Annotated in this window: 16 protein-coding genes; 5 read left to right on the top strand and 11 right to left on the bottom strand. The window is 63.5% G+C overall.

The window, feature by feature from the left end:
- The first annotated feature begins 101 nt into the window (after nt 1–101).
- The 3 genes from LHFGNBLO_RS09045 to LHFGNBLO_RS09055 all read left to right on the top strand — a co-directional run bounded on the left by LHFGNBLO_RS09045 (nt 102) and on the right by LHFGNBLO_RS09055 (nt 1,428).
- Complete coding sequence (locus LHFGNBLO_RS09045; protein ID WP_258606007.1) at nt 102–512, top strand: DoxX family protein; 411 nt, start codon at nt 102–104, stop codon at nt 510–512.
- A gap of 23 nt (nt 513–535) precedes the next feature.
- Nucleotides 536–1,063 (top strand): SRPBCC family protein, encoded by a 528-nt coding sequence (locus LHFGNBLO_RS09050; protein ID WP_258606008.1) that lies wholly within the window; start codon nt 536–538, stop codon nt 1,061–1,063.
- 101 nt (nt 1,064–1,164) lie between these two features.
- Entirely contained in the window at nt 1,165–1,428 is a 264-nt protein-coding gene (locus LHFGNBLO_RS09055) for a YMGG-like glycine zipper-containing protein (RefSeq protein WP_258609660.1), read from the top strand.
- A 62-nt stretch (nt 1,429–1,490) separates the two neighbouring features.
- On the opposite strand, the gene rpsP is transcribed toward LHFGNBLO_RS09055, so the two are convergent.
- The 8 genes from rpsP to LHFGNBLO_RS09095 all read right to left on the bottom strand — a co-directional run bounded on the left by rpsP (nt 1,491) and on the right by LHFGNBLO_RS09095 (nt 9,420).
- Nucleotides 1,491–1,892, bottom strand: a complete 402-nt coding sequence (gene rpsP, locus LHFGNBLO_RS09060) for a 30S ribosomal protein S16 (protein WP_258606009.1) — start codon at nt 1,890–1,892, stop codon at nt 1,491–1,493.
- A gap of 106 nt (nt 1,893–1,998) precedes the next feature.
- The gene (locus LHFGNBLO_RS09065) at nt 1,999–2,325 is read right to left on the bottom strand and encodes a chorismate mutase (RefSeq protein WP_258606011.1); all 327 of its coding nucleotides are present in this window, start codon (nt 2,323–2,325) and stop codon (nt 1,999–2,001) included.
- A 7-nt stretch (nt 2,326–2,332) separates the two neighbouring features.
- Nucleotides 2,333–3,958, bottom strand: a complete 1,626-nt coding sequence (gene ffh, locus LHFGNBLO_RS09070) for a signal recognition particle protein (protein ID WP_258606013.1) — start codon at nt 3,956–3,958, stop codon at nt 2,333–2,335.
- 292 nt (nt 3,959–4,250) lie between these two features.
- Nucleotides 4,251–5,192, bottom strand: coding sequence for a glycosyltransferase (locus tag LHFGNBLO_RS09075; protein WP_258606015.1), 942 nt, complete (start codon nt 5,190–5,192; stop codon nt 4,251–4,253).
- Nucleotides 5,192–6,160: a CPBP family intramembrane glutamic endopeptidase gene (locus LHFGNBLO_RS09080; RefSeq protein ID WP_258606016.1), complete on the bottom strand. Its 969-nt coding sequence runs from the start codon at nt 6,158–6,160 to the stop codon at nt 5,192–5,194. The genes LHFGNBLO_RS09075 and LHFGNBLO_RS09080 overlap by 1 nt, the downstream gene beginning before the upstream one ends.
- A 154-nt stretch (nt 6,161–6,314) precedes the next feature.
- A complete protein-coding gene (locus LHFGNBLO_RS09085; protein ID WP_258606017.1) occupies nt 6,315–6,917 on the bottom strand; it encodes a DUF1236 domain-containing protein in 603 nt (200 codons plus the stop codon).
- A gap of 64 nt (nt 6,918–6,981) precedes the next feature.
- Nucleotides 6,982–8,079 (bottom strand): putative zinc-binding metallopeptidase, encoded by a 1,098-nt coding sequence (locus LHFGNBLO_RS09090; RefSeq protein WP_258606018.1) that lies wholly within the window; start codon nt 8,077–8,079, stop codon nt 6,982–6,984.
- Between the two features lie 93 nt (nt 8,080–8,172).
- On the bottom strand, nt 8,173–9,420 hold the full coding sequence (locus tag LHFGNBLO_RS09095; RefSeq protein ID WP_258606019.1) for a flavin monoamine oxidase family protein: 1,248 nt from the start codon (nt 9,418–9,420) through the stop codon (nt 8,173–8,175).
- 150 nt (nt 9,421–9,570) lie between these two features.
- On the opposite strand from LHFGNBLO_RS09095, the gene LHFGNBLO_RS09100 reads away from it, so the two are divergent.
- Nucleotides 9,571–10,365, top strand: a complete 795-nt coding sequence (locus tag LHFGNBLO_RS09100; protein WP_258606020.1) for a lytic transglycosylase domain-containing protein — start codon at nt 9,571–9,573, stop codon at nt 10,363–10,365.
- Between the two features lie 113 nt (nt 10,366–10,478).
- On the opposite strand, the gene LHFGNBLO_RS09105 is transcribed toward LHFGNBLO_RS09100, so the two are convergent.
- Nucleotides 10,479–11,702 carry an argininosuccinate synthase gene (locus tag LHFGNBLO_RS09105; protein ID WP_258606021.1) on the bottom strand — a complete coding sequence of 408 codons (1,224 nt, stop codon included), beginning with the start codon at nt 11,700–11,702 and terminating at the stop codon, nt 10,479–10,481.
- Nucleotides 11,703–11,880: 178 nt separating this feature from the next.
- On the opposite strand from LHFGNBLO_RS09105, the gene LHFGNBLO_RS09110 reads away from it, so the two are divergent.
- Entirely contained in the window at nt 11,881–12,522 is a 642-nt protein-coding gene (locus LHFGNBLO_RS09110; RefSeq protein WP_258606022.1) for a LysE family translocator, read from the top strand.
- Here the strand turns inward: LHFGNBLO_RS09110 and LHFGNBLO_RS09115 are convergent.
- A complete protein-coding gene (locus LHFGNBLO_RS09115; RefSeq protein WP_258606024.1) occupies nt 12,494–12,973 on the bottom strand; it encodes a hypothetical protein in 480 nt (159 codons plus the stop codon). The genes LHFGNBLO_RS09110 and LHFGNBLO_RS09115 overlap by 29 nt on opposite strands.
- Nucleotides 12,970–14,205, bottom strand: coding sequence for a 23S rRNA (adenine(2503)-C(2))-methyltransferase RlmN (rlmN, locus tag LHFGNBLO_RS09120; protein WP_258606025.1), 1,236 nt, complete (start codon nt 14,203–14,205; stop codon nt 12,970–12,972). Before rlmN ends, LHFGNBLO_RS09115 begins: the two co-directional genes overlap by 4 nt.
- Between the last annotated feature and the right edge of the window lie 127 nt (nt 14,206–14,332).

Below are 14,332 nucleotides of genomic sequence, written 5' to 3' on the forward strand. Positions count from 1 at the left end.
GCCAAAAAGATTCCGGCACGTGTCGGATCGCCGACCCGTGCCCCGTCCTTGGTTCAACTCTGGCGAAGACAGCCAGTGCTCGAACCAATGGAGGAAACCAAATGTCAATCTCTCAAACCGCACCCGCCTCGACTGCTGCCCTGTGGACCGGCCGCGTGCTCGGCGCCATCATCGTGCTGTTCATGATCTTCGACGGCGTCATCAAACTGCCGCCGCTCGATGTCGTCACGCAGACGATGGTGCCGCTTGGCTGGCCGGCCGATGCCAATGTTGCGCGCCTGCTCGGCATTGTCGGGCTGATCTCGATCGCGCTCTATGCGCTGCCGCGCACCTCGGCGCTCGGCGCCATCCTGCTCACCGGCTATCTCGGCGGCGCCATCGCCACCAATATGCGTATCGGCAGCCCGCTGTTTTCGCACACGCTGTTCGGCGTCTATCTTGGCATCATCCTGTGGGGCGGATTGTATCTGCGCGATCCCCGGGTGCGTGCCCTGATCCCGTTCAGCCGATAAGCCCAACCGAAAAGGAAAAGGAAATGCTCACCACCATTCTTGTCATCCTGGTTGTGCTGATCGCCGCCTTGCTCATCTATGCCGCGACACGGCCGGACAGTTTCACCGTCAGCCGCGCGACCAGCATCAACGCATCACCCGAAGCCATCTTTCCAATGATCAACGATTTCAGGCGCTGGAGCCTGTGGTCGCCCTACGAGAAACTCGACCCCGAAATGAAGCGCACGTTCTCTGGCAACGATAGCGGCAAGGGCGCCGCCTATGCCTGGCACAGCGGCGGCAAGGCCGGCATCGGCCGCATGGAAATCACGAATTCGGTGCCGTCTTCGCTGATCGCGCTGAAGCTCGACTTCGAGAAACCGTTCAAGGCCAACAACACCGTCGACTTCATCCTGACGCCGAGCGGCAACGCCACTGCCGTGTCGTGGGCCATGCACGGCCGCTACCCGTTCATCGCCAAGCTGATGGGCGTGTTCATGAACTTCGACAGGCTGGTCGGCAAGGATTTCGAGGTAGGACTCGCCAATCTGAAAAACGCTGCCGAAAAATAGGGCGATCGGTTCGTCATTTCCCTGACGGATCAAATTTCGCTTTCGTGCGTTATCGATCCCAAGGTGGGTAAGCTGTTTGCCTTTGGAGAGGAACGACGATGATGAAGAAAACCATGCTTTTGCTGGCGCTGCTGCTACCACTCGGCGCCTGTTCGCAGACGGAAAAGGGTGCCGCGGTTGGTGGCCTGGGTGGTGCGGCGATAGGCGCTGCCGTGGCAAATGATCCGGTACAGGGGGCTGTCGTTGGTGGTGCCGTTGGTGCCGTCGCAGGGTCCCTCATCGGCCGCGCCAGTGAAACCGGCCAGTGCCGCTATCGCGATCGTTACGGTCGCACATACATCGCTCGTTGCCCACAGGGCTATTGATCGGCGACATACAGCAAACGGCGGGCCTGGGCCCGCCGTTTTCGTAGGACGATGAAAGTGAATTACTCGGCGGTGGCGGCTTCCGCCTCGGCCGGTGCAGCGGCTGCTGCGGCAACAGCGGCGGCGGCGTCTTCCTGTGCCTTCTTCAAAAGGGCAGCGCGTTCCTGCGCCTTCTTGCCCGGCTCGGCCTTCTTCGGGTTGGAACGAGCCTCACGCTTGACCAGGCCGGCTTCGTCGAGGAAGCGCAGCACGCGATCGGTCGGCTGGGCGCCGTGCGACAGCCAATGCTTGACGCGGTCGGCATCGACCTTGACGCGTTCGCCATCCTTGGGCAGCAGCGGGTTCCACGAGCCGAGCGACTCAATGAAACGGCCGTCGCGCGGCGAACGCGCGTCGGCAACGACGACGTGGTAGTAAGGACGCTTCTTCGAGCCCGCACGGGCCAGTCTGATCTTCAACGGCATTTCTTTTCTCCTAAAAACTCTGATTTCGTTGGTTGGCTACGGCTTTGCTTTTGTGCATGTCGTTAATCCCAAAACCGCTGCGCATTTTTGGGCGACATGCACCGTCTCAGCCGGTTTTCGTCACGCCGTTGGAAGCGGCGATCTGTTCGTGGTGTCTGATCACTTCGCGGACGACGAAGTTGAGGAATTTCTCCGCGAAATCCGGGTCGAGATGGGCATCCTTCGCCAGCTGGCGAAGGCGGGCGATCTGCTGCTGCTCGCGTGCCGGATCGGCCGGCGGCAGGCCATGCGCGGCCTTCAACACGCCAACCGCCTTGGTGCAGCGGAAGCGCTCGGCCAGCATGTGGATGAGTGCTGCGTCGATGTTGTCGATCGAGGCGCGATAGTCGGCCAGAACGGTGCGCGCGTCGGCCATGTCCTTTTCCTCGTTCATGGCGCCCTCACTTCTTCTTGCCGAGGCCGGGCAGTCCGCCGCCGCCCAGGCCCGGCAGTCCACCGGGAAGCTTCATGCCGCCGGGCAATCCGGGCAGGCCGCCGCCGGGAAGACCGCCGGGTGGGCCCTTCATACCGCCGAGACCGGCCGCCTGCGCCTGCTTCTGCAAGGCTTCGAGCTGCTTGGGGTCCATCTTCGACAGGTCGGGCATGCCGCCGCCCATCATGCCGCCACCCAGGCCGCCTGGGCCGCCCATGCCGGGCATCATGCCGCCGATGCCCATCTTCTGGGCCAGCCCGCCCATCATGCCGCGCATGAGGCCACCGCCTTTGCCCTTGCCGCCCATCGCCTTCATCATGTCGGCCATGCCGCGGTGCATTTTCAGCAGCTTGTTGATCTCGGCCGCATCGGTGCCGGAGCCGGCGGCGATGCGCTTCTTGCGCGAGTGTTTCAGCATGTCCGGGTTGGCGCGCTCGGCCTTGGTCATCGACGAGATGATGGCGAGCTGGCGGCCGAACATCTTGTCGTCGAGACCGGCGGCGGCCATCTGGTCCTTCATCTTGCCCATGCCGGGCATCATGCCCATGATGCCGCCCATACCGCCCATCTTCGACATCTGCTGAAGCTGGCCGGCGAGGTCGTTGAGGTCGAACTTGCCCGACTGCATCTTCTTGGCCATCGCCGCCGCCTGCTCGGCGTCGATGTTTTCGGCGGCCTTTTCGACCAGCGAGACAATATCGCCCATGCCGAGGATGCGGTCGGCGATACGCTTGGGGTGGAATTCCTCCAGCCCATCCATTTTCTCGCCGGTACCGATCAGCTTGATCGGCTTGCCGGTGACGGCGCGCATGGAAAGGGCAGCACCGCCGCGGCCGTCGCCGTCCATGCGGGTCAGCACAAGGCCGGTGATGCCGACACGCTCGTCGAAGCTTTTCGCCAGGTTGACGGCATCCTGGCCGGTCAGTGAATCGGCAACCAGCAGGATCTCGTGCGGCGACGACACCTTCTTGATGTCGGCCATCTCGACCATCAGCGGCTCGTCGATATGGGTGCGGCCGGCGGTGTCGAGAATGACGACGTCATGGCCGCCGAGCTTGGCCGCCTGCACGGCGCGCCGCGCGATGTCGACCGGTATCTGGCCCTCGACGATCGGCAGCGTCGCCACCTTGACCTGCTCGCCGAGCTGGCGGAGCTGCTCTTGCGCGGCGGGGCGCCGCGTGTCGAGCGAGGCCATCAGAACCTTCTTGTTCTGACGCTCGGTGAGACGCTTGGCGATCTTGGCCGAGGTCGTCGTCTTGCCGGAGCCCTGCAGGCCGACCATCATGATGACGACCGGAGCTGGCGCATTGAGGTCGATGGCGACGCCTTCGGCGCCGAGCATTTCGACCAGCTCGTCATGGACGATCTTGACGACCATCTGGCCGGGCTTGATCGACTTCACCACGGCGGCGCCGATGGCCTTCTCGCGCACCTTGTCGGTGAAGGAGCGCACCACTTCCAGCGCCACGTCGGCCTCGAGCAGCGCACGGCGGACCTCGCGCAGCGCCGCCGAGACATCCGCCTCCGACAGCGCGCCGCGGCCGGTGAGGCCGTTCAGGATCGAACCAAGACGTTCCTGTAGCGATTCAAACATTCGTTTTCCTTTCCCTGGCACCCGGATGGTGCCCGAGAGGTAATGCGTTCGCGCCAAGTGTCCAAACAAAAGAGCTTGTCCAAACAACGCCCGGGCAAGCGCAAAGCCAAAAAGCACCCGGGGGCGCTCAGCGCTGCCGGGTGTTGGCCTCCAGGATCGATTTACAGCACTTCACCTCCTGGGAGGTTTCGGCGTCCTGGTCGGCTTGCTCGGAGGGATACTCGTCGCGGATTTCGCGGCGTGTAGACAGGAAATCGGCCACAGAGTCAAGACGAGGACCGGATATGGCCGCTCAAGCCAGCGCTTCACCGTCGAGGATTCGCGCGTAGAGATCGAGATAGCCCTTCGCGGTGCGGGCGATCGGGAACCGGTCGGCGGCCGAGTCCCGGCAGCGTTGCGGCGAAAAGCCAGCGATCGCGCCGAGGGCGGCGGCGAACTCGGCGTCAGTGTCGAAGAACAGCCCGGTGTCACCGTCGACGATCTCGGGCAGGGCACCGCGCGGGGTGGTCAGCACCGGCGTTCCGCACAGCATGGCCTCGACCGGCGCCATGCCGAACGGCTCTTCCCAGGCGATCGGGTTGAGGAAGGCCTTTGCCTCGCCCAGCAGGCGCAGCTTCTGGTCGCCGCCGACGACGCCATGGAAGCGGTAGCGCGGTCCAAGACTCCTGAAGAAGACGCGGTCGCGCCGGACCTGGCTGCGCATCAGCAGTTTCCAACGCGAGCCACCGGCGATATCGAGCGGAAAATCGAATTTCCTGGCGAGGTCGACGGCGCGATTGAGGTTCTTGCCGGCGCGCGCGATGCCGGCGAGGAACAGCAGGCGGTCGTTCTTCAGGCTGGCCAGCGGATAGGAATCCGTCGGAAAGCCGTTATAGACGAAGGTCTCCCTGCCGTGGTTGCGCGCGTGGCTGGCGCTGACGAAATTCCAGTTCGGATGCGTCCGGGGGTCGTTTGGGGTATAGCCGTGCTCGGTGTTGAGGGTCGGGTAGGGAACCTCGAGATACCAGCCGTTGAAATGGACGATGTGGGTGTCCGCCGGAATGGCAGCCCGGCATTGTGCTTCGGTCGATGCCTGCCGCACCTCGCAAAGCGGATGGCTCGAGCCGGTGCGGGCGACCAGCACGACGCGGTGACCGAGGCGGACCAGTTCGCTCGCCAGCCAGTCGACCTGACGCTCGGTGCCGCCATAGCCCTTGCTGGGGATCACCCCGCTCGCCACCAGCGTGATGCGCATCAGCCTGGACCGCCGGCGATGGAGACATCCGCCTCGACCTTCAGCGGCGAGCGCGGATGCAGCAGCAGCACGATCGTCAGCAGGCTGCAGACGATGCCGATCACGGCGATGAGGACGGCATCCGATGTCGTCCAGCCGGCGCCTTCGAGCGGCTTGGCGTTGAACAGGGCAAAGGAATTGTAGCTCTCCTGATGCGAGATCAGCAGGAACCCGGTCAAATTGTTGCCGAGATGGGCGCCGAAGGCCGCGCCGAGGTTGCCGGTCACGCAGACCAGAAGCGTCAGCAACAACGCGAAGGCGGCGATGGAGGCCAGCACGCAAGCATTGATGGCGGCCGACGAGGCCGAACTCCAATGCATCGAGGTGAACAACAGTCCCGGCAGCAGGGCCCAGACAAAGGGGCTGCTGAACCGGTTGGCGAGACCCCGCAAGAGATAGCCGCGGAAAAGCGCTTCCTCGGACGATATCTGCAGCAGGGTCAAAGCAACAATCGGGATCAGGAACAGCAGCCATGACGACATGCTGATCGCACCGCGCGCGATCTCGGGCTGCAGGCAATAGAGCAGGATCTCGGACAACAGCGACGTGATCAGCACCGCGGCCAGACCCTTCACGAAGCCATCGCGCGAAACGCGGCGGCTGGTGCCGATCAAGGCCAACAGGGGCTCGCGATGGATCCAGCGCATGGCAACCAACAGGCCGAGCCAGATGCCGCCGAACGAGGCAAGCGCGGTGAGAATCCCTGGCGGCGAGGCCAGAAAATTCTGCACGGCCCCGCCTGCCAGCGGGTCGCCTCCCATTGAGGCTTGCCAAATGATGAAGACATAGGTGCCGCCGAGCAGCACGGCCAAGGTTATTGCGACCCAGAACAGACAGACGATCGCCGCCCCGAGCAGCAGTCGCGGCAGGGTCGTCTTGTCGTTGGGAGTGTTTCGGTAGCGCTCGAAGGCGGTCGGATCTGATATCACGCGGTGTCCCCGGCAGGTGCTTCGCATGATCTATGGGATCGACCTCGTCCGCGCAATCATCACGGCGTGGCTTGGTTCACGCCGGCGGCCAACCAGCGGTGAGGGATGAGCGGCCGCTATCTGTCGGCAGCGGCCGCCCTTGGGGTTGGTGGTATCAACGCACCACGTACATGATGCGCCGTGTCTCCGGATCGACCAGCGCCGGCTGACCGTTCACATAGACATAGCGGTAGTTATAGTCCGGAATTTCGCGCAGCTCGACGGTGTCGGGCAAGGTTGCACCCGTAACCACCTCGCCGTCGAGATAGACAGGTTCGAGCCGATTGGTGTCGACATAGGTGCGGACTTCGGCTGGCGGCCTGTCGATGGGATCCATGGGATCGGCGGCTATGATCGCCCCGGTATAGGTGTCGGGATAATCGTTGCCGTCTTCGGGTGCAGTAACGACGGTGATCCCGGCGTCGGCCGGGCGGCGTGTCAGAACGACCTGACTGCCACCGAAATCGGCCGTCACATAGTCGGAATAGACCCAGCCCTGGCCGTTGGCTTCGGCGATGGTGCACCACTTGCTGTTTTCGATGCAGCCATTGAGGGTCGCCGACTGGCCGGCAGTCAGCACGCCTATGACCGGGTATTGCGGACCGGGGCCGGCGCGCACGTTAAGATCGGCAACAGCCTTGACGGCCGTATCGGCCAAGGCAACGCCCGACATGGCAACGAGCGCCCCGGCGACGGCCGGAAACAGTATGCGTTTCATGATTTTCTCTCCGTTTTCGTACTCCCTCGCCAACGAAAACGACGCCAAGCCTTATGCGTTCCGGCTAAAATGCCCTTGCCGGCTCACGATTTGTTCCAGCTTCTTTCGGCAAGTCGGTCAAAAGCTCGTGGACGAAGGCGAGTTTTTGCGCCGTCACGTCCGAGATGACGAAGGGGTAGAGGTCGGGCAGGCCCATGCAGCGGTTGATCGAGTTGGACGCCTCCGACAGCACCAACCAGCGGGCGAGAATATTTTCAAAGGGCTCGGGCGCGGCGGCAGGTTCCGACGGCGCCGCCTGCAACCGGCCGCCGGTGTCGCCCAGCGGCAGAATATTGTCTTCCACGGTCTCCAGCCGGCCGAGCGGAAAATTCAGCGCATGCACCATCTCCAGCGTGTCGGTGATGTGCAGATGGTGCGCCCAGGTCTCGGCCCAGTCCTCCCATGGATGGGACGTCGCATAGGCCGAGATGTGGCCCTGCTGCCAATCTGGCGCGGCACCGTTGGCGTAGTAGGTCGTCAGCGCCTGCTCGTAGTCGTCGCGGTCGTCGCCGAACAGCGCGCGGAAGGCGACAAGCCTCTGCGGGTCGTCGCGGATCAGGCGATCCCAGAAATAGTGGCCGAGCTCGTGGCGGAAATGACCGAGCAAAGTGCGATAATTCTCGCCCATCTCGACCCGCCGCTTTTCGCGCTCGGCCGAATCAGCTTCGGCGACGTTGAGCGTGATCAGGCCGTTGTCGTGGCCGGTCAGGATGCGCTCGCCACCCGGACCACCGCCGATCGGATCGGCAAGGAAGTCGAAGGCGAGGCCGACCTCGTCGCCCGGGTTCTGCTTGGGCACGACCGGCAATCCAAAGGCGAGTAGCGAATAGATGGCGCGTTTCTTTGCCGCCTCGACGCGGATCCAGCGACGGCGGTTGCCATCGACGGAAAGATTGGGGATCAGCTGGTTCAGCACACAGGCGCGGCAAAAGGCCTGACCCGGCTCCGCCATCCAGTTGCAGGCGCATTCTTCGGCATTGGTGCACTGGAAGACGCCGTCGACGCCCGACAGCGCAAAGCGCGCATGCTCGGGATCGTAGAGCACCAGGCTGGCGCAGTTCAGGCACTGGGCGTTCTCGAAATAGAGGCGGTGGCCGCAATGTGGGCAGTCGAACAGCTTCATCTGAGTCTCAAATCGTCGGGATAGGGATATAGGAAGGGGCCGCGTATTGCCCAAACGCCTTGCGATCCGCCGGCGTTCCCTATCCTGCCGATGCTATTTCGCCGCAAGCTGGGCAACGACCTGCCGCGCCACGCTCTCACCCGACAACCTTGCGCCGCCGCAGGTCTGGATCAGCGGGCCAGCCAGATGCTCGCCGGCGAAGTAGATCTTGTCCGCCACCGGCTGCATCAGCGTGGCGCGGGCCTCCGAACGTCCCGGGCGGGCCGCCGCATAGGCGCCACGCACGAAGCGCTCGCCGCCCCAATTGGTCATCATGGCGCGTGCGACATGCTTTCTCGTGTCGGTGCCGAAAATGGCGCAGAGACGGTCGACGACGAAGTCGACGCCTGCCGCTTCGCCGGCCGCCGACATCTCCCAGGCGAAATCGCCGCCGACGAAGCCGACCATCAGGTCGAGGTCGAAAGGAAAGCAGAGGAAATAGATGTCGTGCCTGGCCAGCCGCTCGATCAACAGATCGTCGAAGGGCTGCAACCCCAGCCTTGTTCCCCTGATTTCGACCGGCAGCTTGGTCAGCATGCCCATCGGCAGGTCGAAGAAGGCGCCAAAATGCGTGTCGGGCAGAACCGGCGAGAACTCGATCTCCTCGAAGGCCAGCACCGCCGGCGAGGCGGTGACGATGACCGCCCTGGCGCGAATGGTGCCGCGATCGGTGACGCAGGCGACCCCAGGCACATCCCACAGGATCTTGCGGACCGGCGTCGACAGCTCAACCGGCAGATCGGCGCCGAAGCGGGCAACCAGGGCGCCGAAGCCCTCCTTGCTGAAGTAGTTCGGGTCGAGGTCGGCGGCGGCCTGGAAGTCGCGGATCGATATCTCGTCCTCGTCGGCGCCGAAATCCATCGGTCCGGCGAAGGTGGCGGCGGCGCGCGGCGCATGGCCCCTGGCGAGCAGCGCCGAGAGCCGATCGTCGTCTCCCTCCTTCGCCTGATGGCCCGCAACCAGTTCGAACAGCCGCGCATCGGCCGCCTTCATGTCGGCCTCTTCGGCCTCGCTTGCCTTGCGCTGGCGGTAATAGAGATGATCGACATTCATATCGTGATGGTGGAGCGTCCAGCCGGCAGCTTGCGCCTCGGGAAAGTAGGGATTGCGGTCGGCCGCGTGCAACCAGGCGCAGCCGATATCGAAGGGCACGCCGAAATGCTGGTCGCTGGTCCAGGCGCGACCGCCGACGCGGCCCACGGCTTCCAGCAGTTTGAAGGAAAGGCCGGCCGCGCGCAGGGTTCTGGCGGCCGAAAGCCCCGCCGAACCGGCGCCGATGATCACGACATCAACGTCATTCATGTGTATGTGTACCCACCCCGCCACAATAAGCGCTTGATCGTAGGCAAATTCCCCGGCATTCGCCAGCGCGGCGACGGGAGACAGTGACAATCGGGTGTTTCACTGGCAAATTCGCCACCGGGACGTAATTCAGGCAATCAGGAGAAAAGCATGGCATTTCTTGCCAAGGGAAAGATTTTCGTCGCCGCGGTGGTGGCGGTGCTTGCGCTGGGGACGGGCGCGCAAGCGGCCAGCTGTGGCAAGAACAGTGCCGGCTTCGAGGCTTGGAAGCAGGAGTTTGCCGCGGAGGCCCAGGGCAACGGCGTAGGCCCGAAGGGTCTGGCCGCCCTGGCTGGCGCCAAATACGCAACAAAGACGATCTCCGTCGACCGCGCCATCCACAAGGCTTTCAGCGGCTCGGTGGAAGCTTTCATGAAGCGCCGTGGCGCGGCCACGATCATTTCCAAGGGCCGTTCGCTGAAGAAGTCGAACGCGGCGCTGTTCGACAAGATCGAACGGAACTACGGCGTGTCCCCGGGTGTGTTGCTCGCCATCTGGGGCATGGAGACCGGCTTCGGTTCCTCCTTGGGCAACCAGAATACGGTCTCTGCCATTCTAACGCTTGCCTATGATTGCCGCCGCCCGGGGTTCTTTTACCCGCATGCCATTGCAGCCCTGAAGCTGGTTGACCGCGGAGCATTGACCGCATCGTCGGTCGGCGCTGCGCATGGGGAGATTGGCCATACGCAGTTCCTGCCTGGAAATGTCTTGAAGTATGGCGTCGGCAACGGAAATCTGCGCGACAAGGCCACTGCCTTGGCTTCCACCGCCAACTTCCTCAAGGGTCATGGTTGGCAGGCGGGTGCGAGCGCGGAGGCGAATATCGGTGCAATTGCCGGCTGGAATTCCGCGAGTGTCTATCAACAGGCCATCGCCCGCATCGCCACGGCGATCGATGGCGACTGATAGGAATCGTTAGTCTATTCGACAGAAAGCCCGGCCATGCGCCGGGCCTTTTTACAGCAAGAACCCGGCGCGATGCCGGGTTTTTCATCGGTACATCGGCGTAGCCGGAGTGCCTATTTCTTGCGGTTGCGTGCGGCCAGCGTCCTCAGCCGCAGCGCGTTGAGGCGGATGAAGCCGGCGGCATCCTTCTGGTCGTAAGCGCCGCGATCGTCCTCGAAGGTGACCAGCGCATCGGAATAGAGCGTCTTCTTCGACTTGCGGCCGTTGACCATGACGTTGCCCTTGTAGAGCTTGAGCCGCACCGTGCCTTCGACATCTTCCTGGCTCTTGTCGATCATCGCCTGCAGCATCAACCGCTCGGGCGCGAACCAGAAGCCGTTGTAGATCAGCTCGGCATAGCGCGGCATGAGCTCGTCCTTGAGGTGGGCGGCGCCGCGGTCGAGCGTGATCGATTCGATGGCGCGGTGGGCGGCGATCAGGATGGTGCCGCCGGGGGTCTCGTAGACGCCGCGCGATTTCATGCCGACGAAGCGGTTCTCGACCAGGTCGAGCCGGCCGATGCCATTGTCGCGGCCGAGATCGTTGAGTGCGGCCAGCATCGTTGCCGGTGACAGTTTCTTGCCGTTGAGCGCAATCGGATCGCCCTTGAGGAATTCGATCTCGATCTCGGTGACTTTGTCCGGGGCGTCCATCGGCGAGACGGTGCGCTGGTGGACGAACTCCGGCGGCTCCACCCACGGATCCTCCAGCACCTTGCCCTCGGAGGAAGAATGCAGAAGGTTGGCGTCGACCGAGAACGGCGCGTTGCCTTTCTTGTCCTTCGGCACCGGGATCTGGTGCTGCTCGGCGAAGTTGATCAAATCGGTGCGCGATTTGAACGACCAGTCGCGCCAGGGCGCGATAACCTTGATGTCGGGGTTCAGCGCATAGGCCGAAAGCTCGAAGCGGACCTGGTCGTTGCCCTTGCCGGTGGCGCCATGGGCAATCGCATCGGCGCCGGTTTCCCTGGCGATCTCGACCAGATGCTTGGAGATCAGCGGCCGGGCGATCGAGGTGCCGAGCAAATAGGTGCCCTCATAGACGGCATTGGCGCGGAACATCGGAAAGACGAAGTCGGCAACGAATTCCTCGCGCACATCGACGACGCGGATGTCCTTGATGCCCATCATCTCGGCCTTGCGCCGTGCCGGCTCCAGTTCGCCACCCTGGCCGAGGTCGGCGGTGAAGGTGACGACTTCGGCGCCGAGTTCGGTCTGCAGCCATTTCAGGATGATGGAGGTGTCGAGGCCGCCGGAATAGGCGAGCACGACCTTCTTGACGTTCTTTGCTTTGGACATTTGGCGGTTCCGCGACAGGAGTTCTCGGCGGGCGAGGTATCACGGCGTTTCCGGCTAACGCAAGGGACGAACGGTGCTCCAGCGCCACTGGACCAGATGATGTATCGGCCAGTCGCTGGCACGGACAGGGCTGTTGCGGTATAGGCTGCGCCATATTTCCGTCCCTCGGGGCCACCCCATGTCCTTCATTCCCGACACCGCCACGCTGATCCAGTTCGCCATCGCCACCGTCATTCTGGCGATCACGCCGGGGCCTGACATGACGCTGTTCGTCTCACGCACGCTGAGCCAGGGCCGCGCCACCGGCTTTGCCTCGATGGCGGGTGCGCTGTGCGGCACGCTGATCCACACCATGTTGGTGGTGGTCGGGGTCTCGGCGCTGATCGTCGCCTCGCCGATGGCCTTTTTCGTGCTCAAGATCTTCGGCGCCGGCTATCTGGTTTTCCTGGCGTGGCAAGCGATCACCAAGGGATCGGCCTTTTCGCCTGAGAAGAAAACCGGACCCGAGATTTCGCTGTTCCGCAGTTGGGTGGCGGGGCTCGGCGTCAATCTGCTCAACCCGAAGATCATCCTGTTCTTCATGACATTCCTGCCGCAATTCGTCTCGGCGCATGACCCGAACGCGCCGGGAAAACTGTTCTTCCTTGGCGTGATGTTCATCGTGCTGTCGATCCCGGTGACGGCGCCGATCGTGTTGGCAGCGGACAAATTCTCGGCGGCGATGAAGACCAGCCCGCGGGTGACGCGGGTGGTCGACTATTTGTTCGCCGGGGTGTTTTCGGCCTTCGCGCTCAAGATCCTGACGGCCCAGGCGAAATAGGCTCGCTTGCCGGTCGCCAGCTTCCGGCCCAGCGCCCGGCGCTCAGCCAGTAGAAAATGCCGCCGACCATGCCGCAGCCGACCACCGCCAACACAGCGCTGGTGTCGGTGACGTCGAAATTGGCATCCGCGGTCTGGTGGACGAAGCCGAGGAAGACCGCTGCCACCACTGCACCGGCGAGCGCATAGAACAGCCAGTCGCGGCGGCTGAAGATTTCCGAGACAATGATGACGATCGCCGCCGGCATGAAGGCGAAATAGGCGACGAACAGCGCCACGAAGGGAATTGAAAAGTACAGCGAAGCCGTCGCCGTCGGGTGCGCATGCTCCGGCGCGTAGCCGAGCGAAGCCAGAAACATGATGTTGAGGAAGGCGCTGGCCGCCAGCGAGGCGACGACGTAGCCGATCAGGATGACGGCGAAGCGGATGAGATAGGCGACGAGACGACTCACGCCTCGCCGTGCCCCGCGATCATCATGGCTTCCAGCGCCAGCCGGTCGACCTTGCGCATGCGCTCGGAATCCGACTTGAGCTGGCCACAGGCGGCCAGAATATCACGGCCGCGCGGGGTGCGGATCGGCGAGGCATAGCCGGCATTGTTGATGTAGTCGGCGAATTTCTCGATCGTCTCCCAGTCCGAGCACTGGTAGTTGGTGCCCGGCCACGGGTTGAACGGGATCAGGTTGATCTTGGCCGGAATACCCCTGAGCAGTTTGATCAGCCCCTTGGCGTCCTCGATGGAATCGTTGACGTCCTTCAGCATCACATATTCGAAGGTGATGCGCTTGGCGTTCGACAGGCCCGGATAGGCGCGGCACGCCTCGATCAGCTCCTTCAGCGGATACTTCTTGTTGATCGGCACCAAGAGGTCGCGCAGATCGTCATTGGTCGCGTGCAGCGAGATCGCCAGCATGACACCGATCTCCTCGCCGGTGCGGAAGATCTCGGGCACGACGCCCGAGGTCGACAGCGTGATGCGGCGCTTGGACAGCGACAGGCCATCGCCGTCGGACGCGATCAGCAGCGCCTTCTTCACCGCTTCAAAATTGTACAGCGGCTCGCCCATGCCCATCATGACGATGTTGGAGACCTTGCGGCCTTCGGCCGGCACGATCGCGCCGTCGGGCGTATCGCGGTCGGGGAAATCGCCGAGCCGGTCGCGGGCGGTCAAAAGCTGGGCGAGGATTTCCTCGGCTGTCAGGTTGCGCACCAGCTTCTGGGTGCCGGTGTGGCAGAAGGAGCAGGTCAGCGTGCAGCCGACCTGCGAGGAGATGCAGAGCGTACCGCGGCCTTCCTCGGGAATGTAGACGGTCTCGATCTCGACGGGACGGCCGGCGCCGCGCGGGGGAAAGCGGAACAGCCATTTGCGCGTGCCGTCGGCGGAAATCTGCTCCTCGACGATCTCGGGCCTGGCGACGGTGAAATGCTTGTCCAGTTCGGCGCGCAAATCCTTGGAGATGTTGAACATGCCGGCAAAATCGGAGACGCCGCGCACATACATCCAGTGCCAGAGCTGCTGGGCGCGCATTTTTGCCTGACGCTCCGGCACGATGCCGGCGGCGACCAGCGCGGCACCAAGTTCGGCCCGCGTCAGGCCGATCAGCGACGGCTTTTCGGGCTGCGTGGCGCGGGCGCGCAACGCATCACGGGCGCCCTCGGTGGTGAGATCGAATGAAAGGGTCATGGTTGCACTGATATAAGCGGTTTGCGGCCGATTTCAGCATCGTGCCGGAAAGGAAGCGCGGCGCATAGCACAGGTTGAGGCCGGAGTCATGCGGAGCGACGGCAGAGGACCTCGCCACCATCCGCCG

The sequence above is a fragment of the Mesorhizobium sp. AR10 genome (assembly GCF_024746795.1).
Classification (GTDB): Bacteria; Pseudomonadota; Alphaproteobacteria; order Rhizobiales; family Rhizobiaceae; genus Mesorhizobium.